The organism is Bradyrhizobium frederickii, from assembly GCF_004570865.1.
GTDB lineage: Bacteria > Pseudomonadota > Alphaproteobacteria > Rhizobiales > Xanthobacteraceae > Bradyrhizobium > Bradyrhizobium frederickii.
This window is the reverse complement of the sequence record NZ_SPQS01000011.1, coordinates 62,215-88,251: the sequence shown is the minus strand read 5'-3', so window position 1 is coordinate 88,251 and position 26,037 is coordinate 62,215. Positions and strand designations below refer to the sequence as shown.

25 protein-coding genes are annotated in these 26,037 nt (G+C 64.7%); 11 read left to right on the top strand and 14 right to left on the bottom strand.

Annotated features, from left to right (window positions below):
• Positions 1-274 precede the first annotated feature (274 nt).
• Positions 275-964, top strand: coding sequence for a haloacid dehalogenase type II (locus E4K64_RS20315; RefSeq protein ID WP_135165109.1), 690 nt, complete (start codon positions 275-277; stop codon positions 962-964).
• A 133-nt stretch (positions 965-1,097) separates the two neighbouring features.
• On the opposite strand, the gene E4K64_RS20310 is transcribed toward E4K64_RS20315, so the two are convergent.
• The 3 genes from E4K64_RS20310 to E4K64_RS20300 all read right to left on the bottom strand — a co-directional run bounded on the left by E4K64_RS20310 (position 1,098) and on the right by E4K64_RS20300 (position 4,055).
• Positions 1,098-2,555: an NAD-dependent succinate-semialdehyde dehydrogenase gene (locus E4K64_RS20310; RefSeq protein ID WP_167772149.1), complete on the bottom strand. Its 1,458-nt coding sequence runs from the start codon at positions 2,553-2,555 to the stop codon at positions 1,098-1,100.
• A 206-nt stretch (positions 2,556-2,761) separates the two neighbouring features.
• Positions 2,762-3,118 (bottom strand): cupin domain-containing protein, encoded by a 357-nt coding sequence (locus tag E4K64_RS20305; RefSeq protein WP_135165108.1) that lies wholly within the window; start codon positions 3,116-3,118, stop codon positions 2,762-2,764.
• A 13-nt stretch (positions 3,119-3,131) separates the two neighbouring features.
• On the bottom strand, positions 3,132-4,055 hold the full coding sequence (locus E4K64_RS20300; RefSeq protein WP_135165107.1) for a 2-hydroxyacid dehydrogenase: 924 nt from the start codon (positions 4,053-4,055) through the stop codon (positions 3,132-3,134).
• Between the two features lie 388 nt (positions 4,056-4,443).
• Between E4K64_RS20300 and E4K64_RS20295 the strand changes: the two genes are divergently transcribed.
• Positions 4,444-5,322 carry a GNAT family N-acetyltransferase gene (locus E4K64_RS20295; protein ID WP_135165106.1) on the top strand — a complete coding sequence of 293 codons (879 nt, stop codon included), beginning with the start codon at positions 4,444-4,446 and terminating at the stop codon, positions 5,320-5,322.
• A gap of 386 nt (positions 5,323-5,708) precedes the next feature.
• Here E4K64_RS20295 and E4K64_RS20290 read toward each other — a convergent pair whose 3' ends face one another.
• Both E4K64_RS20290 and E4K64_RS20285 read right to left on the bottom strand, forming a co-directional pair.
• On the bottom strand, positions 5,709-6,884 hold the full coding sequence (locus tag E4K64_RS20290) for a Gfo/Idh/MocA family protein (protein ID WP_135165105.1): 1,176 nt from the start codon (positions 6,882-6,884) through the stop codon (positions 5,709-5,711).
• A 13-nt stretch (positions 6,885-6,897) separates the two neighbouring features.
• Positions 6,898-7,953: a sugar phosphate isomerase/epimerase family protein gene (locus tag E4K64_RS20285; protein WP_135165104.1), complete on the bottom strand. Its 1,056-nt coding sequence runs from the start codon at positions 7,951-7,953 to the stop codon at positions 6,898-6,900.
• 795 nt (positions 7,954-8,748) lie between these two features.
• Between E4K64_RS20285 and E4K64_RS20280 the strand changes: the two genes are divergently transcribed.
• Positions 8,749-9,117, top strand: coding sequence for a rhodanese-like domain-containing protein (locus E4K64_RS20280; protein ID WP_135165103.1), 369 nt, complete (start codon positions 8,749-8,751; stop codon positions 9,115-9,117).
• A 134-nt stretch (positions 9,118-9,251) separates the two neighbouring features.
• Entirely contained in the window at positions 9,252-9,434 is a 183-nt protein-coding gene (locus E4K64_RS20275; RefSeq protein WP_135165235.1) for a hypothetical protein, read from the top strand.
• A 15-nt stretch (positions 9,435-9,449) separates the two neighbouring features.
• Here the strand turns inward: E4K64_RS20275 and E4K64_RS20270 are convergent, their stop codons facing one another.
• A complete protein-coding gene (locus tag E4K64_RS20270) occupies positions 9,450-9,662 on the bottom strand; it encodes a hypothetical protein (RefSeq protein ID WP_135165102.1) in 213 nt (70 codons plus the stop codon).
• Between the two features lie 459 nt (positions 9,663-10,121).
• Between E4K64_RS20270 and E4K64_RS20265 the strand changes: the two genes are divergently transcribed.
• Positions 10,122-10,397: a hypothetical protein gene (locus tag E4K64_RS20265; protein WP_135165101.1), complete on the top strand. Its 276-nt coding sequence runs from the start codon at positions 10,122-10,124 to the stop codon at positions 10,395-10,397.
• Between the two features lie 27 nt (positions 10,398-10,424).
• On the opposite strand, the gene E4K64_RS20260 is transcribed toward E4K64_RS20265, so the two are convergent.
• Positions 10,425-13,508, bottom strand: coding sequence for an EAL domain-containing protein (locus tag E4K64_RS20260; RefSeq protein ID WP_135165100.1), 3,084 nt, complete (start codon positions 13,506-13,508; stop codon positions 10,425-10,427).
• A 245-nt stretch (positions 13,509-13,753) separates the two neighbouring features.
• Complete coding sequence (locus E4K64_RS20255; RefSeq protein ID WP_126260066.1) at positions 13,754-14,305, bottom strand: TetR/AcrR family transcriptional regulator; 552 nt, start codon at positions 14,303-14,305, stop codon at positions 13,754-13,756.
• A 118-nt stretch (positions 14,306-14,423) separates the two neighbouring features.
• Here E4K64_RS20255 and E4K64_RS20250 point away from each other — a divergent pair, with 118 nt between their 5' ends.
• Both E4K64_RS20250 and E4K64_RS20245 read left to right on the top strand, forming a co-directional pair.
• Positions 14,424-15,278, top strand: coding sequence for an oxidoreductase (locus E4K64_RS20250; RefSeq protein ID WP_135165099.1), 855 nt, complete (start codon positions 14,424-14,426; stop codon positions 15,276-15,278).
• Between the two features lie 68 nt (positions 15,279-15,346).
• The gene (locus E4K64_RS20245; protein WP_135165098.1) at positions 15,347-16,348 is read left to right on the top strand and encodes an NADP-dependent oxidoreductase; all 1,002 of its coding nucleotides are present in this window, start codon (positions 15,347-15,349) and stop codon (positions 16,346-16,348) included.
• A 12-nt stretch (positions 16,349-16,360) separates the two neighbouring features.
• On the opposite strand, the gene E4K64_RS20240 is transcribed toward E4K64_RS20245, so the two are convergent.
• The 6 genes from E4K64_RS20240 to E4K64_RS20215 form a co-directional block, all read right to left on the bottom strand.
• The gene (locus E4K64_RS20240) at positions 16,361-17,158 is read right to left on the bottom strand and encodes an adenylate/guanylate cyclase domain-containing protein (RefSeq protein ID WP_135165097.1); all 798 of its coding nucleotides are present in this window, start codon (positions 17,156-17,158) and stop codon (positions 16,361-16,363) included.
• Positions 17,159-17,290: 132 nt separating this feature from the next.
• Entirely contained in the window at positions 17,291-18,481 is a 1,191-nt protein-coding gene (locus E4K64_RS20235; protein WP_135165096.1) for an adenylate/guanylate cyclase domain-containing protein, read from the bottom strand.
• A 116-nt stretch (positions 18,482-18,597) separates the two neighbouring features.
• Positions 18,598-19,182 (bottom strand): HutD/Ves family protein, encoded by a 585-nt coding sequence (locus E4K64_RS20230; RefSeq protein ID WP_135165095.1) that lies wholly within the window; start codon positions 19,180-19,182, stop codon positions 18,598-18,600.
• Positions 19,179-20,111, bottom strand: coding sequence for an alpha/beta fold hydrolase (locus E4K64_RS20225; RefSeq protein WP_135165094.1), 933 nt, complete (start codon positions 20,109-20,111; stop codon positions 19,179-19,181). Before E4K64_RS20225 ends, E4K64_RS20230 begins: the two co-directional genes overlap by 4 nt.
• Positions 20,108-20,677, bottom strand: coding sequence for a DUF2087 domain-containing protein (locus tag E4K64_RS20220; protein WP_135165093.1), 570 nt, complete (start codon positions 20,675-20,677; stop codon positions 20,108-20,110). Before E4K64_RS20220 ends, E4K64_RS20225 begins: the two co-directional genes overlap by 4 nt.
• Positions 20,678-20,918: 241 nt before the next feature.
• On the bottom strand, positions 20,919-23,015 hold the full coding sequence (locus E4K64_RS20215; protein WP_135165092.1) for an adenylate/guanylate cyclase domain-containing protein: 2,097 nt from the start codon (positions 23,013-23,015) through the stop codon (positions 20,919-20,921).
• 311 nt (positions 23,016-23,326) lie between these two features.
• On the opposite strand from E4K64_RS20215, the gene E4K64_RS20210 reads away from it, so the two are divergent.
• The 4 genes from E4K64_RS20210 to E4K64_RS20195 are packed head-to-tail and all read left to right on the top strand — an operon-like array spanning position 23,327 to position 25,871.
• Positions 23,327-23,632, top strand: coding sequence for a BufA1 family periplasmic bufferin-type metallophore (locus E4K64_RS20210; protein WP_135165091.1), 306 nt, complete (start codon positions 23,327-23,329; stop codon positions 23,630-23,632).
• 43 nt (positions 23,633-23,675) lie between these two features.
• Positions 23,676-24,593, top strand: a complete 918-nt coding sequence (gene bufB / locus E4K64_RS20205) for an MNIO family bufferin maturase (RefSeq protein ID WP_135165090.1) — start codon at positions 23,676-23,678, stop codon at positions 24,591-24,593.
• The gene (locus tag E4K64_RS20200; protein ID WP_135165089.1) at positions 24,583-25,362 is read left to right on the top strand and encodes an HvfC/BufC N-terminal domain-containing protein; all 780 of its coding nucleotides are present in this window, start codon (positions 24,583-24,585) and stop codon (positions 25,360-25,362) included. The genes bufB and E4K64_RS20200 overlap by 11 nt, the downstream gene beginning before the upstream one ends.
• Positions 25,362-25,871 (top strand): DoxX family protein, encoded by a 510-nt coding sequence (locus E4K64_RS20195; RefSeq protein ID WP_135165088.1) that lies wholly within the window; start codon positions 25,362-25,364, stop codon positions 25,869-25,871. The genes E4K64_RS20200 and E4K64_RS20195 overlap by 1 nt, the downstream gene beginning before the upstream one ends.
• Positions 25,872-26,037 lie beyond the last annotated feature (166 nt).

The window sequence follows — 26,037 nt, the reverse complement described above, 5'->3', positions numbered from 1 at the left end:
GCGACGGAGACAGCAGTTGCTCGCATGCAGCGTATGGATGGAGGAAGTTTTGACTTTCATCGATGATCGCCGCGGGATTTTATGCCGGTGCTGAACGACGGCCCAGATGACGCCCATTCGACACGTCTGTGGGCGCAACTCTCTGCCAAAGCTCCGACCCAATACGAAACAATCTGCTCCGGGTCGCCGCGACAGCGGTGCTTTATCTGGTTGCTCGCTCGCTATGATGCTTGTCGTGCCGGCAAGCGGCGCATGAGGACTGAAAGGACGAGCGATGGCAACGTTTAGACCCAAGTACATCACCTTCGACTGCTATGGCACGCTGACGAATTTCGACATGGCCGGCGCCGCGACCCGTGTCTATGGCTCGGAGCTTTCGGCCGCGGCGATGGCAAAGCTCATCAAGGATTTTTCGGCCTACCGCCTGGATGAGGTTCTCGGCGCCTGGAAGCCGTACTTCGAGATCGTGCATAATGCGCTGGAGCGCGCCTGCAAACGCAACGGTATCGTCTTTCGGCCGGAGCATGCCCAGCGCATCAATGCAGAGATCCACACGTGGGGTCCACATGCCGACGTCCCGGCGGGACTGGCCAAGGTTGCCAGGGAGATTCCGCTGGTGATCCTGTCGAACTCCATGAAGAACCTCATCATGTCGAACGTTGAGAAACTCGGCGCTCCCTTCCACATGGTCATCACGGCGGAGGAGACCGGCGCGTACAAGCCGCACATGAAGGGCTTCGAGTATATGCTGGACAGGCTGGGCTGCGGCCCGGAGGACATTACCCACGTCTCCTCCTCCTTCCGCTACGACCTGATGACCGCCTACGACTTGGGCATCAAGAGCAAGGTCTGGGTGAACCGCGGTCACGAGCCCGCCAATCCCTTCTACGAATACACCGAGGTCGCTGGCATTGACGGGCTTGCTGCGGCAGTCGGACTGGAGCCCCTGCGCAAAAGCGCTTGAACGCATTCTTTTTGGTTCTCTCGCGGCGCTTCAGCTCTGCGAAAGCTTCAATAGAAATCGGTGCACAGTGCAGGAAAAAGGGGGCGGTTCGACCGCCCCCTTTCTTTTTTCTGCTGCCGATCCGATGGGCCGCTCAGTCCAGCCCGCCGACATGGAGCGCCTTGGTCTCGAGGTATTCTTCTATCCCCAGCTGCGCCCCCTCACGTCCGAGACCCGACTGCTTGACGCCGCCGAAAGGCGCAACCTCGGTCGAGATCAGGCCGGTATTCAGCCCGATCATGCCGAACTCCAGCGCCTCGGCAACACGCCACGAGCGCTTCAGATTTTCGGTGTAGAAATACGCGGCAAGGCCGAATGGCGTGCCGTTGGCAATCGCTATCGCCTCGTCCTCGGTCTCAAAGCGGAACAGCGGTGCGACCGGCCCGAAGGTCTCTTCTGAAGCCAGGAGCATCTCAGTCGTCGCCTCGCCGAGCACGAGAGGGCGGGCATATTGCCGACCTTCCGGCATCGCCTCGCTCTCCGAGATGATCTTCGCGCCTTTGTCCAGGGCGTCCCTGACATGCCGCTTGATCTTCTCGATCGCCGCCGCGTTGATCATCGGCCCGATTGTGACCCCCTCTTCCGTACCCGCACCGACCTTCATCTTCGCGACCAGACCGGCAAGCTTCTGTGCAAAGACGTCGTAAATGCCCGACTGCACGAGAATGCGATTGCAGCAAACGCACGTCTGGCCGCCATTGCGAAATTTAGACGCAATCGCGCCCTCGACGGCCCGATCGACATCGGCATCATCAAAGACGATGAACGGCGCGTTGCCGCCGAGCTCGAGGCTCAGCCGCTTGACGTTGTCAGCAGCACCTTTCATCAGCAACGCGCCGACGCGGGTCGATCCGGTAAAAGAGATCTTGCGGACAGTTTCGTTGGCCATCAGCTCCTTGCCGATGTCCGTCGGCATGCCCGTCACGATGTTAATCACGCCAGGTGGAATTCCCGCCCGCTCCGCCAGTACACCCATGGCAAGGGCTGAAAAGGGCGTGAATTCAGAGGGCTTGATGACCACGGTGCAGCCCGCGGCAAGCGCCGGTGCCACCTTACGCGTAATCATCGCGTTCGGAAAATTCCAGGGCGTGATGATCCCGCAGACGCCGACCGGTTCCTTCAGCACCAGAATGCGGCGATCGACGCTGGGCGCCGGGATCGTCGACCCGTTGATGCGACGAGTTTCTTCCGCAAACCATTTGACGAAGGATGCCCCATAGCGGATTTCTCCGAGCGATTCTGCAAGCGGCTTGCCTTGTTCCAGCGTTAGCAGAAGCCCCAAATCCTGCTCATGGCGCCGCATGAGCTCATACCAGCGCTCCAGCAGCACGGCACGCTCTGCATGAGCCTTGGTCTTCCACAGTTTGAACGCAGCGGCCGCGGCGTCGACCGCCGCCCTCGTCTCGTCTCGGCCCATGTCGGGGATGGTGCCGAGCACTGTCTGGCTCGCAGGATCGATAACTTCAACGGTGGCTTTCGTGCTCGCATCGCGCCAGTTGCCGCCGATCAGTGCTTGCTGGCGAAACAGATCCTTGTCCTTCAACGCAATCATGGCTTGCTCCTTGTCTTCGGCCCTCCCCGCCATCGCTGCCGGGATTTGCGATTGGCGAGACGATGCCGCCTCATGCGAGCAGTACAGGACCGCACGCCGCATTTTTCCTCGAGAATGAATTGTTTGGCGGCGTTGCATCCGGTCAGACGCGGCCCTGAAGGTCGAATATTCGGTGCGCCGTTTCCAGTGCGGCCCTCGGCACCGGCTCAGTCATAGTGGCAGACGTAGATCTTTCGCACCGTCTCGATCGTGCGCCAGATTCCGACGAAGCCGGGTTTCATCACAAAGCTGTCGCCGGCGCGGTACCTCCTGACCTCGCCATCCTTTTCCTCGATTTCGATGAGGCCCGAAAGGATGTGGCAGAACTCGAAGGTGGTGCCCTTGATGGAATGGGTCTCGCCCGGTGTCGCTTCCCAGACGCCGGTCAGCACCTTCTCGCCCTTCGAGGCATCCTGCGCCCAGGTCTTGAAGGATGGGCTACCCGAAATGAGCCGTTCCGGAGCGGGCACGGCCTGCTTTGGTTCGAAGTCCGGATTGGTGTCGATGGTGACCAGAAGTGACATGGCATCTTTCCTGTTAGTAGCCAAGCGTTCGATCGACGAGGCCGATCGGACTCTGTCCGGCGCGGTGGCGCCGGATGTTCGCTATGACCGATTGTGCCGCCGTATGCGGTTGTGTCACGGACGCGATATGCGGCGTGATGATCACCTTCGGATGGGACCAGAGCGCATGGCTCTGCGGCAGTGGCTCGGGATCGGTGACGTCGAGCATGGCTGCTGCCAGATGCCCGCTGTCGAGCGCCTCGATGAGTGCGCCCTGGTCAAGCTGCGGGCCGCGGCCTACATGCAGCAACCTTGCTCCCGCTGGCAAACGCGAGAAGAGCTTTGCGTTCAGGATGCCGCTCGTTTGCTCCGTCAGCGGGAGAAGACATACAAGGATATCCGTCCCTTGCAGAAATTCGCCAAGCTGGTCGTCGCCCTGAAAGCAGGCAACTCCCTCGACCGTTTTCTTGCTGCGGCTCCACGCAGCAAGGGGGAATCGAAACGGCTTCAGGCGATCGATTGCAGCTTGCGCCAGCCTGCCAAAGCCCAGGAAACCCACACGCCGATCGGTCGCCTGTTGCGTTGCCAAGGCCTGCCAAAGTCCCCTTCTCTGCTGCTCCCGATAGGCGAGCATCTCGCGATGCAGCGTCAACACGCCAAGGACGACGTATTCCTGCATCATGCGTTCGATGCCATCCTCGACCATGCGCACTAGCTTCACGTGATCCGGTATGGTCTCCGGCTTGAACTGATCGACCCCCGCACCGAGCGAAAACAGCACTTCCAGATTAGGAAAGCGCGAGACATCCTCGGGCACGTTCCAGGTCAGCAGGTATCGTATGCTTTCCGGGTCGATGGATTCGCTACAATGGTAGAATTTTAGATCAGGAAGCTCACGCGCAAACGCCTCGCGGAAGACCGCTCCTCTGGCCGCATCAGAATTGAAGAGAAAGGCCATCGATGCACCCGCCGTGTCACGCAGACAGTCGCCTACCGGGATCCTCGATCATTCTTGGGCATGAGGCGGCCTCCTTTGGCATTTCGCCGCCGACAAAAGCGAATTGCCTCGCAAGATCTTTTTTGACTCTCATGGTGGTCCGCTCTGTCTGCGCAATTTACGAATTTCGAGAGGGTAGCTGCAGGAAGGAGCTTTCCCTGCCGAATTGCGCTGCACGACAGCCTGAAGATTTCGAAAACTTGCCCTAAACAGGCGAAACCTGCTGAATATTCGTGCCATAATGCGGCGGAGCACGTCTGCTGTCCTATTGTGCTAGGGGATAAGAGGCAGGATGTCCCAGGGACTTGGCATCGTGGACTTGGCATCGTGCAAGAATGGATGAAGCTGAATGGGACGAACGGTACGCGTGAAGTCCTTTGAACTCGCTGCGAAGGACATCAACGAAGTCGATGTGAAACTGCTCCATGCGCTCTCAATTGGGGTCGGCTGGCCGCATCGGCCTAAGGATTGGAATTTCTTGCGTCGCGCAGGCCATGGCATCGTCGCGGTCGACGGCATCGGACGCGTCTTCGGCAGCGCGATGTGGTTCCCACATGGCCGCGAATTCGCGACGATTGGCTTGGTGATCACATCGCCTCGCACCCAGGCGCAAGGCACGGGGCGATGGCTTATGGAACAGGTCTTTGAGCGCTGCGGCGGTCGGAATCTGAGCCTCAACTCCACTGACGCCGCGTATCACCTCTATCTGTCGCTGGGCTTCACCAAAGAAGCCGTCGTATATCTTTGGCAGGGGGAGGTTGCATCATCTCTCCCGGCGGTGCCAGTTCTGGACGGCGAATTGCACTCGCTTTCAGCGGAGAATATTGAAGAGATAGCGGCACTGGATGAGCGCGCCTTCGGAACGAACCGCCAGAAGCTGCTTGCATTGCTTGCGGAGGGGGCGTCGATCTGCGTTCTGCGCCGCGGCGGCGAGACCGTCGGCTACTCCATGAACCGCGAATTTGGACGCGGTCATGTGATCGGCCCCATCGTCGCCAACAATGATTGTGACGCGATCCATCTCACGGCCGTGCATCTCAGGGATCTCGCCGGACGATTCGCCCGCGTGGATACGCGGGAACAGACGGGCCCCTTTGCCGACCTTCTTCAGCAAAGCGGCCTCGCAATGAGCGAAACTGTCACGACCATGTCCAAGGGACGGCGATTCCTCAACCGAAAGGAAAACGAGCCCTGGGTCTACGGATTGGCCGGTCACGCCCTGAGCTGAATCCGCTAAGCGAACTGCCCCATTGATGGCTACAGAATACCCATAGCGAGATACCGACATCTGGGATTGTTTCGCAGCCGTGCCGCGCGCCAACAAGCTACTGACTTGTCCCAGCAGGCACGGGCAACAATTTCCTCGGCCGCGCCGTATCGCGGACGATCGTCATTCGGCTTTAGCGCACGCATTCGGCCCGAACTGGCGCATGCCTTCGAGCTGTCCCCCGTCGATCCATGGCGCGCGGGACTCGCTATTGCAGGCGATCGAAGCTAGCCGGGCACCCGCCCACCGAAGAGCGCATTGATCTGATCAGTTTCGAAGCGGCGAAGCGATCCCGTGGAAGGGTACGTCGATGGCATGACCGAGCGCCTCATGACAGACGCGAGCCGTTACGTGATCCGAACCCAGGTGCCTTTGCATGCCGAAGACTTTACAGCAGCATCGATGAACTTCACGCCCGCCAGGCCATCCTCAACGGTCGGGAAGATGACTTCGGCATCGGGCTTCTCACCGGTTCTTGCGCCGCGAATGGCGCGCGCTGCCTCGGCATAAATGGTTGCGAAACCTTCAAGGTAGCCTTCGGGATGACCGGCGGGGATGCGGGTGACGCGGGCCGCTTCGCCAAAGGCACCGGCGCCGCCGCGGGTCAGCAGCTGCCTAGGCCGGCCGTAAGCCGTGAACCAGAGCTGGTTCGGATTCTCCTGCGCCCATTCGAGGCCGCCCTTGCTGCCGTAGACGCGCAGCGTGAGGCCATTCTCGTTGCCGACGGCGACCTGGCTCGCCCACAACATGCCCTTGGCGCCGCCTTTCCACTTCAGGAGTATCTGGACATCATCATCGAGGCGCCGGCCCTCGACGAAGGTCGACAGTTGGGCGAGCAGTTCGTCGAGCTCGAGGCCGGTGACGAAGCAGGCAAGATTATAGGCGTGGGTGCCGATGTCGCCGATGCATCCGCCGGCGCCGGACCGGGCCGGGTCCGTGCGCCATGCCGCCTGTTTGTGGCTGCTTGCCTCCAATCGCTCCGTCAGCCAGTCCTGGAGATATTCGGCCTGGACCAGCCGGATCTCGCCGAGCTCCCCGTTCAGGATCATGGCCCGGGCCTGCCGGACCATGGGATAGCCCGTGTAGTTGTGCGTCACCACGAACACCCTGCCCGTCTTCCTGACCAAGGCCACCAGCTCCTCGGCCTCTGCGACGGTCGTCGCCAGTGGCTTGTCGCAAATGACGTGAATTCCGGCTTCCAGGAACACCTTCGCGACCGGACTGTGCACGTGGTTGGGCGTCACGATCGAGACCGCCTCGATGCCGTCCGCTCGGGCAGCTTCCGCCTTGGCCATCTCCTCGAAGGAGCCGTAGGCGCGGTCGTCGGCGATGCCGAGCTCCTTCGCGGAGGCTTTGGCCCGGATCGGATCCGAGGCGAGCGCACCGGCCACGAGCTCGAACTGGTCGTCGATGCGAGCGGCGATGCGATGGACTGCGCCGATGAAGGCTCCCTGGCCGCCGCCGACCATGCCGAGCCGGATGCGACCGCGATGGCCGGCTTCGTTGCTTGCTTCGATCGTCATTTCGTCTCCTCCCTCAGGAGATGCCGAGCATCTTGCGGTTCGCGGCGTCGTCGGTGCCGGCGCCTGCAAAATCGTCGAAGGCCTTCTCGGTGACGCGGATGATGTGGCTCTTGATGAACTCGGCACCTTCGCGCGCGCCTTGCTCGGGATGCTTCAGCGCACATTCCCATTCCAGCACCGCCCAGCTGTCGTAATCGTATTGCGTGAGCTTGGAGAAGATGGCGCCGAAATCGACCTGACCGTCGCCGAGCGATCGAAAGCGGCCGGCACGGTCGGCCCAACTCTGGAACCCGCCATAGACGCCCTGGCGGCCGGTCGGATTGAACTCGGCATCCTTGACGTGGAATGCCTTGATGCGCTGGTGGTAGATGTCGATGTAGTCGAGATAGTCGAGCTGCTGCAGCACGAAGTGCGAGGGGTCGTAGAGCAGGTTCGCGCGCTTGTGACCGTTCACCCGCTCGAGAAACATCTCATAGGAGATGCCGTCGTGAAGGTCCTCGCCCGGGTGGATCTCATAGGCGAGGTCGACGCCGTGCTCATCAGCAAAATCGAGGATCGGCCGCCAGCGCCTGGCGAGCTCGTCGAAAGCGGTCTCGACGAGACCGGCCGGACGCTGCGGCCAGGGATAGACATAGGGCCATGCAAGTGCACCGGAGAAGGTCGCTTGCGCCGTGATTCCAAGTCGCCTGGACGCCAGGATCGCGCGCTTGACCTGGTCGACGGCCCATTCCGTGCGGGCCTTGGCGTTGCCGCGCACCTCCGGCACGGCGAAGCCGTCGAATGCCGCGTCATAGGCCGGGTGAACGGCAACGAGCTGACCCTGCAAATGCGTCGAGAGCTCGGTGATCGCAAGCCCGTGTCGGGCCGCGATCCCCTTCACCTCGTCGGCATAGTCCTGCGATTCCGAGGCCATCTTCAGGTCGAAGAACCGCCCATCCCAGCTCGGGATCTGGACCCCCGCGTAGCCGAGCGAAGCCGCCCATTCGCAGATCTTGTCGAAGGAGTTGAACGGCGCCGCGTCGGCCGCGAACTGGGCGAGGAATATCGCCGGTCCCTTGATCATCTTCATCGAATGCTTCCTTATACGCGGGGTACGCCAGACGGCGCAGCCGCTGAGTTCCTTATCCCCCCAAACGCTTCTCCCCGCGCTTGTTTCCAGACGAGATCTTCGAACTTACCCGCTTCGAACATTACCCACGGGGCTGACGCGTCCCGCCTCACGGCGTTTCGGCGCCCCACATTGCCACCGTAAATTATCGTGTCTCACTGCAGGGGTGCAGTCCAGTGCACTCGATATCTCGACTGCACCCGCAGTCTCAAAGATTAGGTGCGGTCCACCGGACTTGATGATGTGATCCGCTTTTGCATCGCTCGAACTCTTCACCCACTCCCCCTCGACGATCCCCCTTCCCGGCCCACCCACCATATTTCGGATAGGCCCTGCCGATCGGCAGCGCCGTCGGCGCACCGGCTTCCGCGGCATGACAGAGCGCGTTCCAGCGAACGGCTCGCCGAACCTTGTCGATATCCCGTCGCTCATAACGGTCTGGTTGCAGGTTCTGGTCCTGCCGGGCCCACCAGCCTTCGCTCGCTTCGCGAGCTTCGGCTCGGCAAGCCAGCGTCGCGATCTCCCAGCGAAGCGAACGAAGGCTGTCACGCCGAAGCCCGCAGGGCGAAGGCGGACTGGATGTGGCGAAATGCGTTGCCGAAGGTCCGCCGCTTCGGCTCGATGACGATGAGTTTTGTGCACTATCACCGTGATCCCTGCCGATCATTTCGCTCGCCACGCTCTCCTTCAACAGGACGAGGCGAGGCGCCCCCAATGTGCTATCCTCGGCGCCGAAACCAGCACCGGAGACGACCCATGCCGATCAGCGTCAAGCAAATGCTCGAAGCCGCCAACGCGGCGGTGCCCAAGATCACGTCGGACGAGGCCGCCGAGATGATCCGAAGCGGTAACACGCTGGTCGTTGATGTTCGCGACGCGCCGGAGGTCGCCGCCAGCGGCAAGATCGCAGGCGCCGTGAATGTCTCGCGCGGGATGCTGGAGTTTCGCGCGGATCCGGAGCTGCCCTCCCACGACAAGGCGTTCGACAAGAGCAAGACTGTCATTCTTTACTGCGCGTCCGGCGGCCGATCGGCGCTGGCCGGCAAGTTGCTGAAGGATCTGGGCTACGACAAGGTCTACAACCTCGGCGGCTTCAAGGACTGGACGGGCGCCGTCGAGAAATAGCGAAGCAAGAGACACAGTTCCGGATCGTTGGGGCGGCCCGCTTCGGCCTGCCGATCGGCGCTTCATCCCGGCTGCAACAATCAGCCCTCGTTCGTGTTGTCCCAGATGACACAGCGAGGCGCGCCATGACCAAGATGACCGGCAAGGAAACCGAACTGACACCTGACGACTTCCCGCTCGAAGCCGACAAGGACAAGCTTAGGACTCACAAGGGCGAGCCGGTGGCCTCGGCCGAGTCGGAGCAGATCGCCGATGAACTGGCCGAACGGCTCAACGAGCAGGCGCACCGGGAGGAGCAGGACCGCTGGTCGGCGTGAAGCGCCGGCGGTGGATCAGGCGGAACGCGGCGTGGAGCCGGGCTGCGCGCCTGGCTCATTCAGCAGCCTGCCGGTGGTGCTGTTGACGAAATGCAGCGACATGCAGGCCGGACACCTCACGGGCACATAGCTGTCCGCCGGCCCGGCCCCTTCGGGCCGTTCGTCGTCGAACCGATGCTCGACGTTCGTGCCGGTGCGCGGGCACCTGAAGAGGATCTGGCGCTGCATGCTTCTCTCATGCTCCGAAATCCCCGCCGGCGAAATTGCGGACGATCCCTTACGGGCCTTTCCCAGGTTTGCGATGGGTCAAGGCGAACCGCCTGCCCGCCGCTATGCTGTGTCTGGCATCGGGCGCGCTATCCGGTGCCGCACGAAGCGGAGCCCGGACTCCTAGGCACTCCGGGCGCCGCTTCGAAGACAGGGTGCAAGCGACCGCGCTCAGGGGGCCGGCTCCGCAAGGAGAGGCTCCGCCGGCAGGTTCGATGGAACGAAGGCCGGTACCGCGGGTTGGATGGCCCAGCCGTTTGGATGGCCCAGCCCTGGACAGACCATGCAATCGGCCTCGGTGCCCCCCTGGAAGCTCTCCTCGGAAGCCGGGGCTGATTGATTTCGCCCGGCCGGCCCGACACCAAATCGCGCCGCCGGCAACAGGCCACCATCGGGAGCGCCTCGACCGGGAGAGCAGCCATGATGCCCGCCAACCTCGACGATCTCTCTGCGGCCGTGCGCTATGCGCTCGAGACGACGCGCGCGACCACAGTCTGCCCCTTCCACAGCGAGGTGATCATCCGCGTCGGCGACGACGCCGCCGAGAGCCATGCTTACGAACGCGCCAAGCGAATCCTGAAGAGCGACGGGACGCCGTTCGAGGCAGACGCCCTCAGGGACGAAATCGGCCAGCAACTCGCAGTCGCCGCGGACGGCCGATGCCCGAGATGCGACCGGGCCGATCCGGCCAGCTAAAGCGCGCCGCACTGCCCTTTCCGCCGTTCAGGAAGCCGCTCGCCTGGAGGCGTTTTTGCTTGGCCGGGAGGACACGAGGCTCCGCGGCCGCCCGATCAGATATCCTTGCATCTCGTCGCAGCCTTCCTGCATCAGCAGCGACATCTGTTTCTCCGTCTCGATACCTTCGGCAAGGACCGGCACCCCGAGCCCGTGGGCGAGGCCGATCACGGCCCTGACGATGGCGAGCGAGCGATCGCTCTGGCCGAGCGAGGCGACGAAGGAGCGGTCGATCTTGATGCGGTCCAGTGGAAACGCTTCGAGATATGACAGCGACGAGTATCCCGTTCCGAAATCGTCGAGGGCGATCAGGATGCCGAGTGCCTTGAGCGACTGCATGGTCCGCTTGGCGCGCGGCATGTCCTCGATCAGGACGCCTTCGGTGATCTCGAGCTCGAGCCGCGCGGCCGGAAGCCCGCTGTCGCGCAGCGACCGGCGGACCTGCCGGTCGAGGTTTTCCCGGCGGAACTGGGCCGCCGAGACGTTGACGGCCACCCGCAGCGGCTGATCCCATGATGCCGCTTCCCTGCACGCCTCCTTCAGGACCCAATCATCGATCTGCGCGATGGAGCCGCTTCGCTCCGCGATCGGAATGAACTCGCCCGGCGGGATGATCCCGCGCACCGGATGCCGCCAGCGCACCAGTGCCTCGTAGGCCATCACCGTGCCATCGCGATGCTGCTGCGGCTGGTACTCCAGATAGAGTTCACCCCGCTCCACCGCGGCCAGCAAATCGTGCTCCAGCTCGCGGCGGTCGCGCAATTGCTGGTCCATCGCGCTGGTGAACAGGCGGATGGCTCCCCTGCCCTCATGCTTGGCGCGATAGAGGGCGGCATCCGCGTTCGCCAGCAGTGCAACGGAATCGCCGGCATCTCTCGGATATAGCGCGACGCCGACGCAGAGATCGATCTTCAGGGCATGGCCGTCGACCTCGATCGGCTGCTCGAACTGGGCCCGCATCCTGGTGGCGAGCAGCTCCGCGGTTGCCGGCAGCGGCGCTTGATCGATGATGCCGATGAATTCGTCGCCGCCGACGCGCGCCACGTAGGATCCTTGCGAAACCTCCTGCAGGCGCCTTGCGGCCTCGCGCAGCACGGCGTCGCCGACGGCGTGACCGAAGCGGTCGTTGATCGCCTTGAAATGGTCGAGATCGATGCAGAGCACGGCGAAGGCGCTACCGGTGATCTCGGCGCGTTCGATCGCGGCGGAGAGATGTTGGCCCAAGGCGGCCCTGTTGGGCAGCTCCGTGAGCGCGTCGTGACCGGCGAGATAGCTCACCCTCTGCTGAGCCCTGTTCCGTTCCGTCACGTCGAAGCCGACGCAGACATGGGCCGACCGCCCGTCATAGACCAGCGGCCGGGATTCGATCACGACCTCGATCACCTCGCCGTCGGCCGTCCTGTGCAACTCGCAGTCGCATTCGGCCGCCGCCTGCTGCTCCGCAGAGGCGAGCTGATGCTCGGACATGGCGAGGAGATCCTGGCGGGAATAGCCGTAATGCCTGCACATCGCACCATTTACGGCGATGAGCCGACGCGTCTTCGCATCGACCACCCACATCGGAAGCGGGTTCTCTTCAAAGAGGAGGCGGAAGGAGGCTTCGCGGCGCTTGAGGTCGGTGATGTCGATCCGGACCCCGATGCTTCCTCCGTCGCTGGTGTGTCTTTCCTCGACGCGAACCCAGCGGTCACCCGCCAGATGCTGCTCGTGCGAGTGTTGGGGCAGCGCATGGTGGGCGAGGCGCTCGGTAAGCCACTCCTCCTCCCGCCCCGCGGCGTCCGGATATTGTCCCCCGGCCAATCCGGTTCGAAGAATGGTTTCGAACGGCGTGCCGGCGGCAAGTGCATCCCGGCTGGCCGCGTAGAACTCGGCGTATTGACGATTCCAGAGAACCAGACGGTCGTCCTTGTCGAAGACGGCAAGTCCTTCGGGAACCACATCGAGCGCTTCGGTCAGATGGGTGTGCGCGGCGCGCGCGGCAGCTTCGGCCTGCTCGGCCGCGCTCTTGGCTTCCGCCAGCGCTCTCTCGGTGCGATGGCGCTCCGTGATGTCCTCGTGGGTTGCGACCCAGCCCTTCTCTCCCATCGGGCGATGCCGGATCCGCACGATCCGCCCGTTGGTGAGCTCCACGGTCGTATCCGAGTTCTCGGCGCTCACCGGAGCGCTGTTGCGCCAGGCCAGATAATCCTGCTTCGACATCTTCGGGGCGCTGCCGGCCGAATAGCGGAGATCGACGATCTCGTTCAGCTTCATGCCCGGCCGGACCAGTTTCGGGTCGAGATCGTAGACCTCGAGATACTGCCGGTTGCAGACGATCAGGCGCTGATCGGCATCGAAGAAGCAGAGCCCCTGGGACATGTTGTTGAGCGCCCTGTCGAAGCGCTCCGCGAACGCGGTCGCGGTCTGCTCTGCGGCCCGGGCGCGATCGCCTTCCTCGGACAGCCGTCCGTGGGTCTCGACCAGCTTCACGAAGGAGCGGAAATTGGTGTTGATCATCCGGGCGAGCAGGACGAGCAGCGCCAGCAGATTGATCCCGACCGAGACCAGCATCCCATCGCCGGACAGCAGCAGGAGCGTCGCGATCGGTGCGCCGGCAATCAGCATCGTCAGCCGGGACGACGGCGGGAAGCTGCCGAGGCAGTAGGCAGTCCCGACGCAGCCCATGAAGAGCAGCAGGGAGACCGACACACGCAGACCGGGATCGACCACCATGAACAGCGCCAGGATCCAGATCACGAAGCTGGAGCTGAGCACCACCGTGGCGAGACGAACCCTTGCGAGCTCTCGGTAGGCCTCCTCGGCGGTGAAATCGGCCTTCTTCAGCCGCAGCCACTGCGCCAGCCGAAACAGACAGGCCGCCAGGAGAGCGGCTGGCAAGGCAAATCGCAGCCATGCCGAGACCGTGTTCGGAAGAAGCAGTCCAACGCTGATACTGTTGACCAGAAGCGCGGCATAGAGAACCGGCACCTGCTTGCGGAGCACGCGGAACTGCTCGACGAGCAACGAGCGGCCGAGCGGATCGGTCGTATCGCCCACCGAGAAAAAATCACGAAGCCGCGCGAAGAAGCCCATCAATGTCGCCCCACCCATGCGAAGGCTAGGGCAGAGAGGCGAAGGACCCGTAAAGGCGCTTGGTGTCCTCGACCTTAACGCCGCTGCTGCAATTGTCGGAGGAAAGGGAATCGCCGCAGTTCCCAACCGGGAACAGGCCGAGCTTGGTCCTGATCATTGCTCTGGCACTCGCCATCGGCCCGTGTGCGCGGCGATGCAGCGCGGCCGTTATTCGAAGTTACGTCTCCCTGGGTCGAACGCGTATTTCACTTCAATATTGCGTTCCGCGTCGCGCGAAGAATGTCGTCCGACAGCTTGGGATCGTTCACCGCGCGGGCGAGCACGAGAGCGCCGACCAGGGCGGCGGTCGCTACGATCGCCTGGTCGTCGCGCTGCCGCGGCTTCAAGCCGGACGGCAGGCGGCTGCTCAGCAGCGCGATCACGCCTCGCAAGCCGGCGGTGAAACGCTCCTTCACGCCGCTGCTTTGGCGTGACACCTCGCACGCCAGCGCCGCAAAGGGGCAGCCGCTGGCGGGAGCGTCGCGATGCGCCGGCGAGAGGTATTCCGACACGTAGTCGTCGAGGGCGAAGCCCTCGGACAATTCCTTTCCCTTGGCGCTGATCGCATGGGCGACCGCTTCCTCGACCAGCCGCTCCTTGGAGCCGAACTGACTGTACAGGCTGCCGTGAGTCATCCCGGCCGCCTCGGCGAGGGCGTCGACACCGACGCCGGCGATGCCGCGCTCCCGCATCAAGCGGGAGGCGGCATTGAGAATGCGCTCGCGGTTCTGGGCGGCCTGTTCCTTCGAAACGCGCATCAGACTGGTCCTCGGGCCTCGGGCCCTTGACAATTATCATTACGATCGTCATGTATATCATTAGTTACGATCGTAATCAAAACATTTCGCATCCAGTGGCCGCGTCGGAGACCAGCCCATGAACAAGATAAAACCCCAGGTCGCGCTCGTGACCGGCGCCTCGTCCGGGATCGGCGAAGCCACGGCGGCGCGGCTCGCGCAGGCCGGCTACAAGGTCTACGGCACCAGCAGACGGGGGGCACAGGTCCGCAACCAAGCGTTCGAGATGCTGGCCCTCGACGTCACCCGCGACGAGTCGGTGGAAGCCGCCGTCAGCGAGCTGATGCGGCGCGAGGGCGGCATCCACCTGCTGGTGAACAATGCCGGTTTCGGCGTCGCTCCTGCCGGCGCGGAAGAGAGCTCGATCGAGCAGGCACGAGCGATCTTCGAGACGAACTTCTTCGGACTGGTCCGGATGACGCGCGCCGTCGTTCCGCACATGCGCCAGCAGGGCCATGGGCGCATCGTCAACATCGGTTCGGTGCTTGGTTTTCTGCCGATGCCTTATGGCGCGCTCTATGCCGCGACCAAGCACGCGGTGGCCGGCTATTCGGAATCGCTCGACCATGAGCTGCGCACGAGGGGCATCCGGGTCTCGGTCGTCGAGCCCGCCTACACCAAGACGCCATTCGATGCGAACTTCATGGAGCCCGACGCCAGGCTCGACGCCTATCACGAGGCGCGCACCGGCGTGACCAGGCGGGTAAATGAGGTGATGGCGACGGCCGAACAGCCCGGCGTCGTGGCCGAGACCGTGCTGGAGGCGGCGAGCGCAGCGCGGCCAAAACTCCGATATTCCGCCGGCAAGCTGGCGAAGCGCCTGCGATTGCTTCGCCGATTTGCGCCTGCGAGCCTGGTGGATGCCGGGCTTCGAAAAGACCTGCGGCTCGATATGCCGGCGGCAGGGCCCACCCGCACCGCCCGGGCTTTCTGACGGCGACAACCGGCACCGGCAGCCCGCGGCTCTGCGAGCGCGAAGAACATTTCGGCCGAGAGGAAAACATGAAAGCTCTGATCTTCAAGCGATACGGCAAGCCCGATCAGGTGGAGCTGGCCGACATCGCCCGGCCGAAGCCCGCACCGAACGAAATTCTGGTCGAGGTTCACGCCGCGGGCCTGAACCCGATCGACAATATGATCCCGAAGGGAACATTCAAGCCCATCCTCAAGTTCGATCTGCCTGCCACGCTCGGCAGTGACCTCGCAGGCGTGGTCGTCGAGGTGGGAAGCCGCGTGACCCGCTTCAAGCCGGGTGACGCCGTCTTCGCCAGCATCTTCGACCTCGGCACCGGCGCACTCGCCGAGTTCGCGCGCGTGCCGGAGAATGCCGCAGCGCTCAAGCCGGCAAACCTCGACTTCGTGCAGGCGGCCTCGATCCCGATGGTCGGCCTGACGTCCTGGCAGGCGCTCAAGGAGAGGATCGGCCTCACGCCCGGGCAGAAGGTGTTCATCCCCGCGGGCGCCGGCGGCATTGGTACTTTTGCGATCCAGCTCGCGAAACATCTCGGAGCGAAAGTCGGGACGACGACCAGCACCGGAAATGTCGACCTGGTGCGCAGCCTCGGAGCTGACGAGGTGATCGACTACAAGAGACAGCCATTCGAGGACGTGCTGCGCGGTTACGACGCCGTGCTTGGGACGGTCAGGGGCGATACGATCGAGAGGTCGCTTCGGATTCTGAAGCCGGGCAGCAGGATTGCCTCGCTCGTCGGCCCGCCGGACGCCGCGTTCGCGCGCGGACGGGGGATGAATGTCTTCATGGTGCTGCTGTTCGGCTTGCTGAGCCGGAAGATCATTCGCAAGGCCCGCAAGGCTGGCGCGACATATTCGTTCCTGTTCGTGCATCCCGACGGCGGGCAACTCGCCGAGATCGGCGCGCTTCTCGCAGCCGAGCGCATCCGGCCGGTGGTCGACAAGGTCTTTCCGTTCGACCAGGCAAAACAGGCGCTTGCCTATCTCGAAAAGGGACGAGCCAAGGGAAAGGTCGTGGTGCAGATGAGGTGACGGCGGCGGCCCTCACCCCTCGACCCGCCACAGCCTCCACCGTTCCGGCACGCCCTTGAGCCGGTGCACGCCGTGATCCTTCAGGCTGACCGCAGACTGCATCTTCATCAGCTCCCTGACCGCGCTCGACACCAGCACCTCGCCGGGGCGCGCCTTCGCCGCGACGCGGGTGCAGATGTGAAAGGCAAGGCCGACCATCTCGCCGCCGCTGATGGTGTATTCGCCGGCGTGCAAGCCGATCCGGATCTCGAGGCCCAGCGTGCGCATGGCCTTCTGAATAGCGGTCGCGCACGCGATGCCGGCGTCCGGTTTCCTGAACGTGGCCAGCACGCCGTCACCCGTCGTCACGACTTCCTTGCCGCGCGAGCTCTTCAATTCCTTGCGCACGGCGGCATAATAGTGGCCCATGATCTTGGTCCAGCGCGCATCGCCGAGCTTGGCGGCTTTTGCGGTGGAGCCGACGATGTCGACGATCAGGATCGTGGCCAGCGCTTGCTTGAGCTCGGCGCCGCGTTCGGCTGATCGGCGCCGGGGCGCGATCGGCCCAGTCAGCGGTTCGTAGCGATGATTGCGGCGCCGGGCGATCGCTGCCTTGGTGTAGTCCTGGGCGCGCTGCGCCGTGCCGCAGCGTATCGTCTTCTCCTGCGGCACCCGCGCCCAGTAGACCCTTCGCCCATCGCCGGCGCCATGAACCTCCACGGCGCCCCACTTCAGGAAGACCGCCGAACCAACCCGCCGGACACACCACGCCTTCGACGTGTACCCCGATACGTTCGACTGATGGACTCCGATGCGAAGAAATTTGGGCATGTGTACAGCTGATCGCAGGACCATGGGCTGGCCGCGGCGAAGCGTAGTTGCACATTCCCGCGTTTGCAACAGACGAGCCTCGGTTCGGAAGCTCGCCTTCGGCCGCGGCTTGTATCGCCCGGCATGCCAGCCTCAGCCGTGATACGCAAACAGCTCGATCGGATCGCTGAAGCCACGCACCTCGTGCTTGCCGACGTGCTCCAGCTCGAACTTCGGCTGCACCAGCTCCGCAAAGTCGCGCGACAGCAGCACCTTCCGTCCCAATTGCTTGGTCAGCGCTTCGAGGCGCGAGGCCATGTTGACGGCGGGGCCGATCACCGTGAAGTCGAGCCGGCTGGCCGATCCGATATTGCCGTACATGACGTCGCCGACATGGACGCCGATGCCGTAGTTCAGCGGCGCGCGGTCGGTCGCGTTGTTCCGCTCGTTCAGGGCGGCCATGGCCAGACGGGCTTCGGTGACGGCATGGAGCAGGTTTGCGCAGGCGTTGGGATCTTGAAGCGGAAAGATGGCGAGCAGGCCGTCGCCGATGAATTTCAGGATCTCGCCGCCGTGTCGCGCGATCGGCTCCGACATCGCGTCGAAATAATCGTTGAGCAGATCGATAACGTCGTCGCGCGGCCAGTTGTCGGAAATCTTGGTGAAATCCCTGAGATCGCAAATCATGATCGCGGCGCGCACCGTCGTGCCGGTGCCGCGCCGGGTGGCGCCGGCCAGGATGAGCTCGCCGGCATGGGAGCCGACATAGGTCTCCAGCAGGGTGCGCGCCAGGCGGTTCTTGATACGGATCTCGCTGACCAGCGCCAGCACCGGCAGGAGCTTCTTGAGGGCGGCGATATGCGCCGGGTCGAAACCGCCGGGCCGGTCGGTCGCGAAGGTGACGATGTGGCGCTTGCCGAGCGTGTGGTACAGCGGCCAGGCGATGTAGTCGGTCAAGCCGTTGGCTCGCATCTCGTCGTAGAGAGCGTGCTTGCGGCCGAGCGCGGGATCGCGCTCGAGATTCTCGCGCAGCTCGGCGGCTCCCTCATGGATCTCGTTGGCAGGACTTCCGATGTACTCGGACCGCTCGCGAACGTCGTAGTCGACCCGCGCGATCTCGGCCCCCTTCATGCCGTCGGACCAAATCATGCGGGCGCCGAGCCATTGCGGATGATTGATTTGGACGTGAAGCGTCGCCCGCTTGAGCGGAATGCCGGCCTGCTGGAGGCGGATGCACATCTGCGCAAAAATGTCGTCGATGAAGCGCTCGTCGCGCGTGCCGTTGGTCAGCCAGTCCACGACACCGTCGGCTTGCGTGGGGGCATTGTCGGTCGGTACGTTCATATCCTGCCCCTTTCAGCTGTGGCCTGCATCAGGGCAGATATCGTGCCCCGGCTTCGCCGCGTCAACCTGGCCAGTTGCATGGATTGTGCGCATCGGGCTGTCGGAGCCGATGCCGCCTAGCCGAGAAGCCGGACCGAGCCCAGCACCGCCAGCCCCGACACCAGCGCGAGCTGCGAGACCGCGGCGAGCTCCACCTTCAGCGTGTCTTCGTGCGAAAGTGAAAATTCCTCGCCATCGAGGCGGATGCGGCAATCGCCGTGCGCGGCGTAGACCAGATGCGTGCCGGCGGCGAGCCGCCTCTCGCCGGGCTCCCTGAGCGCCACGAGCTCGATCTCCGCCGCACCGCGCCGGGCCATCAGGTTCACGACCTCGACCGGGCCTTGTTCGAGCGCGGTCACGATCTCCATCTCGCCGGTGAAGCGCACCGTCGTAAAAGGTTCACGCTCGTCGAACTCCTGCGTCGGCGACTTCAGCACCAGCCCGCGCCCATTGACGACCATCTGGAGCCGGTCGATGCCGGGCATATGCGAGAACGGGCCGGGTGCCACGATCGGCGTGCTGGCAAAGCGCCACAGCAGGCTGCTCCAATCCCTCGCCGCCGCGTCGGCGCGCCAGGCGCCCGCAATGTCGGTGAAGATGCCGCCGCCGTTCTTCCAGGGCGAGCGGGTGTAGTCTTCGGGTCTAAGCAATGTCGCCTTCATGGGAGAGTCTCGGTGCGATGAAGGGACGGAGCGTGTTCGCGCGCGTCAAGGAGCGGTTCGGCCTCCTTGCGCACCAAGTCCAGATGCGTGAACAGCGAGACGTGGCCGCCGTCGGGGAGCGCCAGCAGCTTCGCCTGCGGGATGGCCCGGCAGACGTTCTCGGCATGCGAGAACGGCACGACATTGTCCGCGCGTCCGTGCACGACCAGAGTGGGCGCCGAGATCGATCCCGCGGGCAAGCGTTCCAGCGCGGCAAACTGCGCGATGTCGTTGACGGTCCCCGGCAGCCGGGCGGACAGATGCTCGAACACACTCGACTGCAAGGCGCGCAACAGCGGACCGGCCTCGGGATGGCGAAGGGTGCGTTCGCGCATGGCCTCATCGGGAATGGCGCGGCGGGCGCCGGCCTGCGGATTGCGTTCAGCCCGCCACTTCAGCAAGCGAGGCAGTCCGGGAAGGCGCGCAAGGTGGCGCATCAGGCGCAGGCGCGCTTCTACCTCCGGCGGCGTTTGCAATTGTCGGGTGCAGGCCGATACCAGCACGAGCGAGCGGCAGCGCGAGGGGTGCCGTGCTGCGAATTGCAGCGCCGAGGGACCGCCGGCGGAAACCGCGACCACCGCCGCGTTCGCAATCCCGAGCGCGTCGAGCAGCGCTCCATAGACATCAGCCTGTTCGTCGGGCGAGGCGCCGAGCGCGAGGCGCGAGCCGAGATAGCCCGGGCGGGACACGGCCACCACCCGCTTGTCTCTGAGCGTCATGGCGAGGGCGCGCGCCAGCAGCCACGACTGGTCGTGGCCGCCCATGCCGCCATGGATGGCCAGGATGGCAGCCCCCTCGCCCGCGATTGCGCATTGGACTGTCCCGCGGGAGGTCTGCACCCAAACCGGAGCAGGCCCGGCGAGAGCCAATACGTCAGGACTTGCGGTCATGGCGCAGCCTCCGGTCGGCCGGATGCGTTGGCTTTGAGATGTCGCAGGAGCGCGGCCGCCTCCATCGGAGGCCGACGCTCGATCCTGCGATACGCTCGCCCATCGGCGGTGCGAGCGACCAGACCGTGATCGCATAGCGCGCGGCGGAGCAAGGCATCGTCGGCAAAAGCGTGCTGACGATTCAACAGCGTCTTCACTTCCGCCTCGGCCAGACTGCACCGCGGCGGGAAGCCGGCCCACAACACCCAGAGGCTCAGCTGCTGCAAATTGTGACGGGCCGGCCAACGCAGCAGCCTGCCGTGATCGTCGAAATGGCGCGCCGCGCGCTGCACGCGTTTCAGATCGACCGCATCGGCTCGGGGCGCGGGACTGCCGCGGTCGTCCACGGGCTTGCCGACCGCACCTGCCCGGAAGTGCTGGTAGTTCTTATGTCCCGTCGCACGCGCAAGAATGTTGAGCAGCTCGACGTGCCCGGGTGGCGACGTCCGCTCCAGAAGCTGGGCGCGCACGGATTTCGCGAGCGCGGAGATGTCGCCCGCAACAAAGGCAATGGGAGTTCTGGCCATGACCAATCCTCAAAGTGCCGATCCGGATAGGATTGTCGGAGGTCACCGGCTTACGACGCGGCACGAGGTTTGGTGTCGGTTCGATTGAGCCTTGCAGGTTTAGCTTCCCTCGCGGGACGGTGACGCCTGGGTGAACTGCAGACCCATGCAATCCTTACTATAGACGCCCGGCGGGCTCAAGTGCCTGATGTGAGGTGCGTATCGCGTGATTGGAGCGCCAGCGTCATGGATTCCGACGCCGCTATTTCGTCGCCAATGTCGCCACGGCCCGCCAGGCGGCACCGGGCGCGGCCGATGCGAGCTGCCGGCAGCGGTCGCGCATCAGCTCGGCGGGACGATCGTGGCGGCGCCGTTTCAACACGGCCTCGAAATCGGCCAGCGCATCGGTGAACCGCCGCGCGCGATAGGCGGCAAGGCCGCGCTCGTAATCCGCGATCCAGCCGATCGCCCCGCCGTCGACGGCCTCTTCGTCCACCATCCCGATCAATTCGTGGACCAACAGTCCCTCCTCCCGGCCGTAGACCGCGATGCTGTCGACCTCGCGCGTGATGACGGCGCCGCGCGCCAGACGTGCGGTCGTCTCGCCGATCAGGATCTGCGTGCCATAGGATTTGTTGGCGCCTTCGAGCCGGCTGGCGACGTTCACGGCATCGCCGATCACGGTGTAGTTCAGCCGCAGCTCCGAGCCGATATTGCCGACCAGCATGCGACCCGAATTGATGCCGATCCGGATCTCGAGCGGCTGGCCGAGATCATCGACCAGACCGGACTCTTCCACCGCCTTGCGGCAGGCGAGCGCCGCACGGCAGCATCGCGCGGCGTGATCGCCTTGCGGCTGCGGCGCACCCCAGAACGCCATCACGGCGTCGCCGATGAACTTGTCGATCGTCCCGCCATTGGCGACGATGATCTCCGAGGTGACGTCGAGATAGCGCGACAGCAGCGGCACCACGCGGTCGCCCAGCCGCTCCGACAGCCCGGTGAAGCCGGCAATGTCGATGAACATCACGCTGAGCTCCTGGACATTGCCGCCGGGCCTCGCCTCGACGCCCTGACGCAGCAGGCCGCGGACCAGATCGGCCGGGATGAACTTGCGGAAGGCGGACAGGCCGGCCGCCATCTCCGCGATCGCGCCGGACAGGCTCGCGATCTCCTTGAGCCGCGAGGGATGGCGGCGGACCTGCTCCAGCGCGAAAGCTTCGACATGGCGGAGCTCGCCGACGACGCGCGACAGCGGCGCGGCAATGACGGACCGCGCCAGCATCGCCGAGGCCAGCGCGGCGAGCACGGCGCCGATGGCAAGGCCGAGGATCAGGCGGTGCAACGTCGTCTCGACCGGGCCGAGAAATTCCGCCTCCGGAATCACGGTGGCGAGCGACCAGCCGGGAAACGGCAGCGGCGTCAGCGCAACCTCATAGGCCGCGCCGCCCGAAATGAGCCGGCTCCGCCACGCCTCCTTACGGCCGGCCTCCCCCGCCTTGTCGAGCGCTGCGCGCGCCAGCGGCAGCAGCGAGGTGTCGCCGCGCGCCGCATGGAGCTCGTCGGCCTCCTTGTCCGGTGCCGCGACCAGTTCGCCGCTGCCATCGACGATGAAGGCAGTCCCCGTACGCCCGACCTCGAGCTGCGACAGGAAGCGCGCAAGCCTCGTGTATTCGATGATGACGGCCAGGACGCCTTGCCGCTCCTGATAGACGTCGATCGGCCCCGCGAATGCGATCGACGGCCGCTCGCCGGTCGCGTGGTCCATCACCCTGAACCATTGCGGTTCGTCCGCGTCGAGCCCGGCCCTGAACCAGGCCTGATCGGCGACGCGGAATGAGGTCGGCTCGAAGCGGCGATTGGCGAATTCGATGTCGCCGGGAACCACGTCATATTCATCGACGCGGCGCTGGCCCGGATGATCGGTCAGCGAGATCTCCATCATCTCCAGGCGACGATCGCCGAGCTTGTGCGCGGCGAAGAAGGAGCCGTCGGGCCAGCCGAAGGCGACCCAGGAGATCGTCGCCTGCGACTGCAATTGCGAGAGAAACACGAACTCGCGCTTGTCGGCCTCGCGGGTGTCGAGCACGTTCTGCAGGAACAGGGTGCGGATCGCGGTGTGCGCGGCGCGCGCCTCGTCGACGATGGCCGAGACCTCCTTGCGCACCGCCGCCACGATCTGCTCGTTGATGGTCGAGGCGAGCTGCCGGCTGGTCGCCTCCGCCGTGCGCCACCAGAGCAGGCTGGAGAGCGCGGCCGTCAGCAGGATCGCCGTCAGGACCAGCGCGGACACCGCGAGGCGGATGCTGACCGTCAGCCCTGCGATCGCACGAAGCCGTCGTTCGGGATCAACCTTCATCGCGCTCTTCCTGCCGGTCCATTCGAGCCACTGACATTGCTCTACGCCGCCAGCGCGCGTCCGTTACGTCTGGCAGGAACGAGCCCCCGCCGCCAATGCGCGGCGGCTACCGTGTCGATAGACCCTAGGCATTGGCTTTGAGCCGAGGCTTGCCCGCAAATACCGGCCCAAGCGCACCGCGCGGTGCGCCCGATCCAATCGGTCTCACGGGTTTGTGAGCAGCCGGCAAGTAACCCCGGCTGCGCGCGCAGCGAAGGAGACCATGCGCGCATTGCCTGCCAGGCGATGCCATCTCGAACAGGAGAATCTCGATGTCTGCCAAGCATGCCGTCACCTCGCTCGTCCTCGCCGGCGCCATATCCACCGCGCTCGCGACCCTCGCCACCGCCGGCCCGCTGACCAAGGCCGAGGCCGAGGCTGCCGTCGCCGCCAAGAAGGAGAAGTGCTTCGGCGTCGCGCTGAAGGGCCAGAACGACTGTGCGGCGGGACCGGGCACGACCTGCCAGGGCACCTCGACCGTCGACTACCAGGGCAACGCCTGGAAATTCGTGCAGGGCGGCACCTGCACCAGCATCGAACTGCCGGGCGGCAAGAAGGGCTCGCTGAAGCCGGTGTAAGGGCCGGCTCGACATCGCCAGCAGGCACGAACGGAGCAGCACGATGAGCACGGTGACCAAGTCGACCGGACCTGCGGCCGTGCCGCTCCGTTTCGCGACGCCCATCGGCGGCGTTGCCGGGACGAGCTTCAAGCCGGAGCATCTCCAGGCCATCCTCGCGGCAGGGCCTCGGCGTGGCTTCTTCGAGGTCCACGCCGAGAACTACATGGGCGACGGCGGTCCGCCGCATCGCGCGCTCGAGGCAATCCGCCGCGACCATCCGCTGTCCCTGCATGGGGTCTGCATGTCGATCGGCGGGCCGCGGCCGCTCGACAAGGCGCATCTGGCGCGCTTCCGCGGCCTGGTCGCGCGCTATCAGCCGGCACTGGTGTCCGAGCATCTGGCATGGTCGACCCATGAGACCAGCTTCTTCAACGATCTCTTGCCGCTGCCCTATACCGAAGCGACGCTGGCTTGCGTCTGCGACCACATCGACCAGGTGCAGGAGGCAATCCGCCGTCCGCTGCTGCTGGAAAATCCCTCGACCTACGTCGCCTTCCGCGAATCCTCGATGCGCGAGACCGAGTTCATTCGCGCAATTGCAGAGCGCACCGGCTGCGGGCTGCTGCTCGACGTCAACAATGTGTTCGTCTCCGCCGCCAATCACGGCTATTCGGCGCTCGACTATCTCGCGGACTTCCCGCTGTCACGCGTTCAGGAAATTCATCTTGCAGGCCATGCCGAGCAGGCCGACGACGAAGGCGATCTGCTGTTGATCGACAGCCACGACGGCCCGGTCGCGGATGCCGTCTGGAAGCTCTACGAGATCGTCATCCAGCGCCGCGGCGCGGTGCCGACGCTGATCGAATGGGACAGCAGGATTCCGGACTGGCCGGTCCTGCAGGCGGAAGCCGCTGCCGCACAGGTGATCCTCGACCGTCATCAGTCCGCCGCGATGGCAGGAGAGCGTCATGCGGCCTGAGCCCGGCTCGTCCTTCGCCACCTCGTTCGCGCAGGCGCTGCTGGATCCGGCACGCGGCACGCCTGAGATCGTGACCGGCCCGAACGGCAAGGCCGCCAGCCGGCGCTACGATGTCTACCGCAACAACGTCACCGTCAGCTTGATCGAGGCGCTGGCCGCGGTCTATCCGGCGGTGCAGCGCATCACCGGCGCCGAATTCTTCCGCGCCATGGCGCGCTTCCATGTGCGCAGCCATCCGCCGACCTCGCCGCTGCTGTTCGAATATGGCCGCGAGTTTCCCCGGTTCATCGAAGCCTATGAGCATGCGCAGGCGATGCCTTGGCTTGCCGATGTCGCCCGCATCGAACGGGCCTGGCTCGACGCCTATCATGCGGGCGACGCCGCGCCGCTGTCGCCGGACCGGTTGTCCGCGATTGCCCCGGCGCGTCTGGCGGACGCCGTCTTCATCCCGCATCCGGCGATGCGGATCGTTCGTTCGCCGTACTCTGCGGTGACGATCTTCGCCGCCAATCGCGACGACGCACCCGTCGAGCGCATTGATGCGTCCACGCCGGAGGACGCGCTGATCACACGGCCCGAATTCGACGTCGCGGTGCGGCATCTTCCCGCCGGCGGCGCCGTCTTTGCTGCCTGCCTCGCATCCGGCCAGCCGCTCGGCGAAGCTGCCGCGACAGCCCTGGATGCGTCGCCCGACTTCGACATCGCCTCGAACATCGCCGGCCTGATCGAGGCCGGTGCATTCACCTCGCTTGCTGCTGGAGACGCATGATGATCACGGACCAACGCATGGCGACCGGCGGCGGCCTGCCGTCGCCCTGGCTTCTCGTCGACAAGGCCAATCAGCTGGTGCAGGCGATCGCCGCCCCCTCGCTGGTCCTGCTCGTGCTGCGCCTCGCGCTCGCGGTGCCGTTCTGGCGCTCAGGTCTGCTCAAATGGGACGGCTTCCTCAGGCTCAACGACACCGCCGTGACGCTGTTCAGCGACGAGTTCATGCTGCATCTGCCGGGCGGGCCTTACCACTTCCCTGCGCCGACTGTGATGGCATTCCTGTCGGGCTCCGGCGAGATCATGTTTCCGATCCTCCTCGTGCTCGGACTGGGCACGCGGTTCGCAGGGCTTGGGCTGCTGTTCATGACTGTCGTCGTCGAGCTCACGGTGCCCGACGGCTGGCCGATCCACCTCACCTGGGCCGCCATGGCGCTCGCCCTCATGGCCTACGGACCCGGACACATCTCGCTCGATCACCTCATCTGTCGCGCGCGATCGCACGCGCGGTAAGCACAGGTTTGCGTATCCACATGCACCGCCGTCATCCTGAGGTGCGCGCCCTTGCGCGCCTCGAAGGATGGGCCGCGGGCGCCTGTAGCCCATCCTTCGAGGCTCACTTGCGATGCGAATGCATCGCAAGGTGAGCACCTCAGGATGACGTCAGTGGGTGTGGTTG

Excerpts from the sequence above, each read along its gene's own strand:
- E4K64_RS20315 (WP_135165109.1), top strand. The coding sequence starts at position 275 with ATGGCAACGTTTAGACCCAAGTACATCACCTTCGACTGCTATGGCACG.
- E4K64_RS20310 (WP_167772149.1), bottom strand. The coding sequence starts at position 2,555 with ATGATTGCGTTGAAGGACAAGGATCTGTTTCGCCAGCAAGCACTGATC.
- E4K64_RS20305 (WP_135165108.1), bottom strand. The coding sequence starts at position 3,118 with ATGTCACTTCTGGTCACCATCGACACCAATCCGGACTTCGAACCAAAG.
- E4K64_RS20300 (WP_135165107.1), bottom strand. The coding sequence starts at position 4,055 with ATGGCCTTTCTCTTCAATTCTGATGCGGCCAGAGGAGCGGTCTTCCGC.
- E4K64_RS20295 (WP_135165106.1), top strand. The coding sequence starts at position 4,444 with ATGGGACGAACGGTACGCGTGAAGTCCTTTGAACTCGCTGCGAAGGAC.
- E4K64_RS20290 (WP_135165105.1), bottom strand. The coding sequence starts at position 6,884 with ATGACGATCGAAGCAAGCAACGAAGCCGGCCATCGCGGTCGCATCCGG.
- E4K64_RS20285 (WP_135165104.1), bottom strand. The coding sequence starts at position 7,953 with ATGAAGATGATCAAGGGACCGGCGATATTCCTCGCCCAGTTCGCGGCC.
- E4K64_RS20280 (WP_135165103.1), top strand. The coding sequence starts at position 8,749 with ATGCCGATCAGCGTCAAGCAAATGCTCGAAGCCGCCAACGCGGCGGTG.
- E4K64_RS20275 (WP_135165235.1), top strand. The coding sequence starts at position 9,252 with ATGACCGGCAAGGAAACCGAACTGACACCTGACGACTTCCCGCTCGAA.
- E4K64_RS20270 (WP_135165102.1), bottom strand. The coding sequence starts at position 9,662 with ATGCAGCGCCAGATCCTCTTCAGGTGCCCGCGCACCGGCACGAACGTC.
- E4K64_RS20265 (WP_135165101.1), top strand. The coding sequence starts at position 10,122 with ATGATGCCCGCCAACCTCGACGATCTCTCTGCGGCCGTGCGCTATGCG.
- E4K64_RS20260 (WP_135165100.1), bottom strand. The coding sequence starts at position 13,508 with ATGGGCTTCTTCGCGCGGCTTCGTGATTTTTTCTCGGTGGGCGATACG.
- E4K64_RS20255 (WP_126260066.1), bottom strand. The coding sequence starts at position 14,305 with ATGCGCGTTTCGAAGGAACAGGCCGCCCAGAACCGCGAGCGCATTCTC.
- E4K64_RS20250 (WP_135165099.1), top strand. The coding sequence starts at position 14,424 with ATGAACAAGATAAAACCCCAGGTCGCGCTCGTGACCGGCGCCTCGTCC.
- E4K64_RS20245 (WP_135165098.1), top strand. The coding sequence starts at position 15,347 with ATGAAAGCTCTGATCTTCAAGCGATACGGCAAGCCCGATCAGGTGGAG.
- E4K64_RS20240 (WP_135165097.1), bottom strand. The coding sequence starts at position 17,158 with ATGCCCAAATTTCTTCGCATCGGAGTCCATCAGTCGAACGTATCGGGG.
- E4K64_RS20235 (WP_135165096.1), bottom strand. The coding sequence starts at position 18,481 with ATGAACGTACCGACCGACAATGCCCCCACGCAAGCCGACGGTGTCGTG.
- E4K64_RS20230 (WP_135165095.1), bottom strand. The coding sequence starts at position 19,182 with ATGAAGGCGACATTGCTTAGACCCGAAGACTACACCCGCTCGCCCTGG.
- E4K64_RS20225 (WP_135165094.1), bottom strand. The coding sequence starts at position 20,111 with ATGACCGCAAGTCCTGACGTATTGGCTCTCGCCGGGCCTGCTCCGGTT.
- E4K64_RS20220 (WP_135165093.1), bottom strand. The coding sequence starts at position 20,677 with ATGGCCAGAACTCCCATTGCCTTTGTTGCGGGCGACATCTCCGCGCTC.
- E4K64_RS20215 (WP_135165092.1), bottom strand. The coding sequence starts at position 23,015 with ATGAAGGTTGATCCCGAACGACGGCTTCGTGCGATCGCAGGGCTGACG.
- E4K64_RS20210 (WP_135165091.1), top strand. The coding sequence starts at position 23,327 with ATGTCTGCCAAGCATGCCGTCACCTCGCTCGTCCTCGCCGGCGCCATA.
- bufB (WP_135165090.1), top strand. The coding sequence starts at position 23,676 with ATGAGCACGGTGACCAAGTCGACCGGACCTGCGGCCGTGCCGCTCCGT.
- E4K64_RS20200 (WP_135165089.1), top strand. The coding sequence starts at position 24,583 with ATGCGGCCTGAGCCCGGCTCGTCCTTCGCCACCTCGTTCGCGCAGGCG.
- E4K64_RS20195 (WP_135165088.1), top strand. The coding sequence starts at position 25,362 with ATGATCACGGACCAACGCATGGCGACCGGCGGCGGCCTGCCGTCGCCC.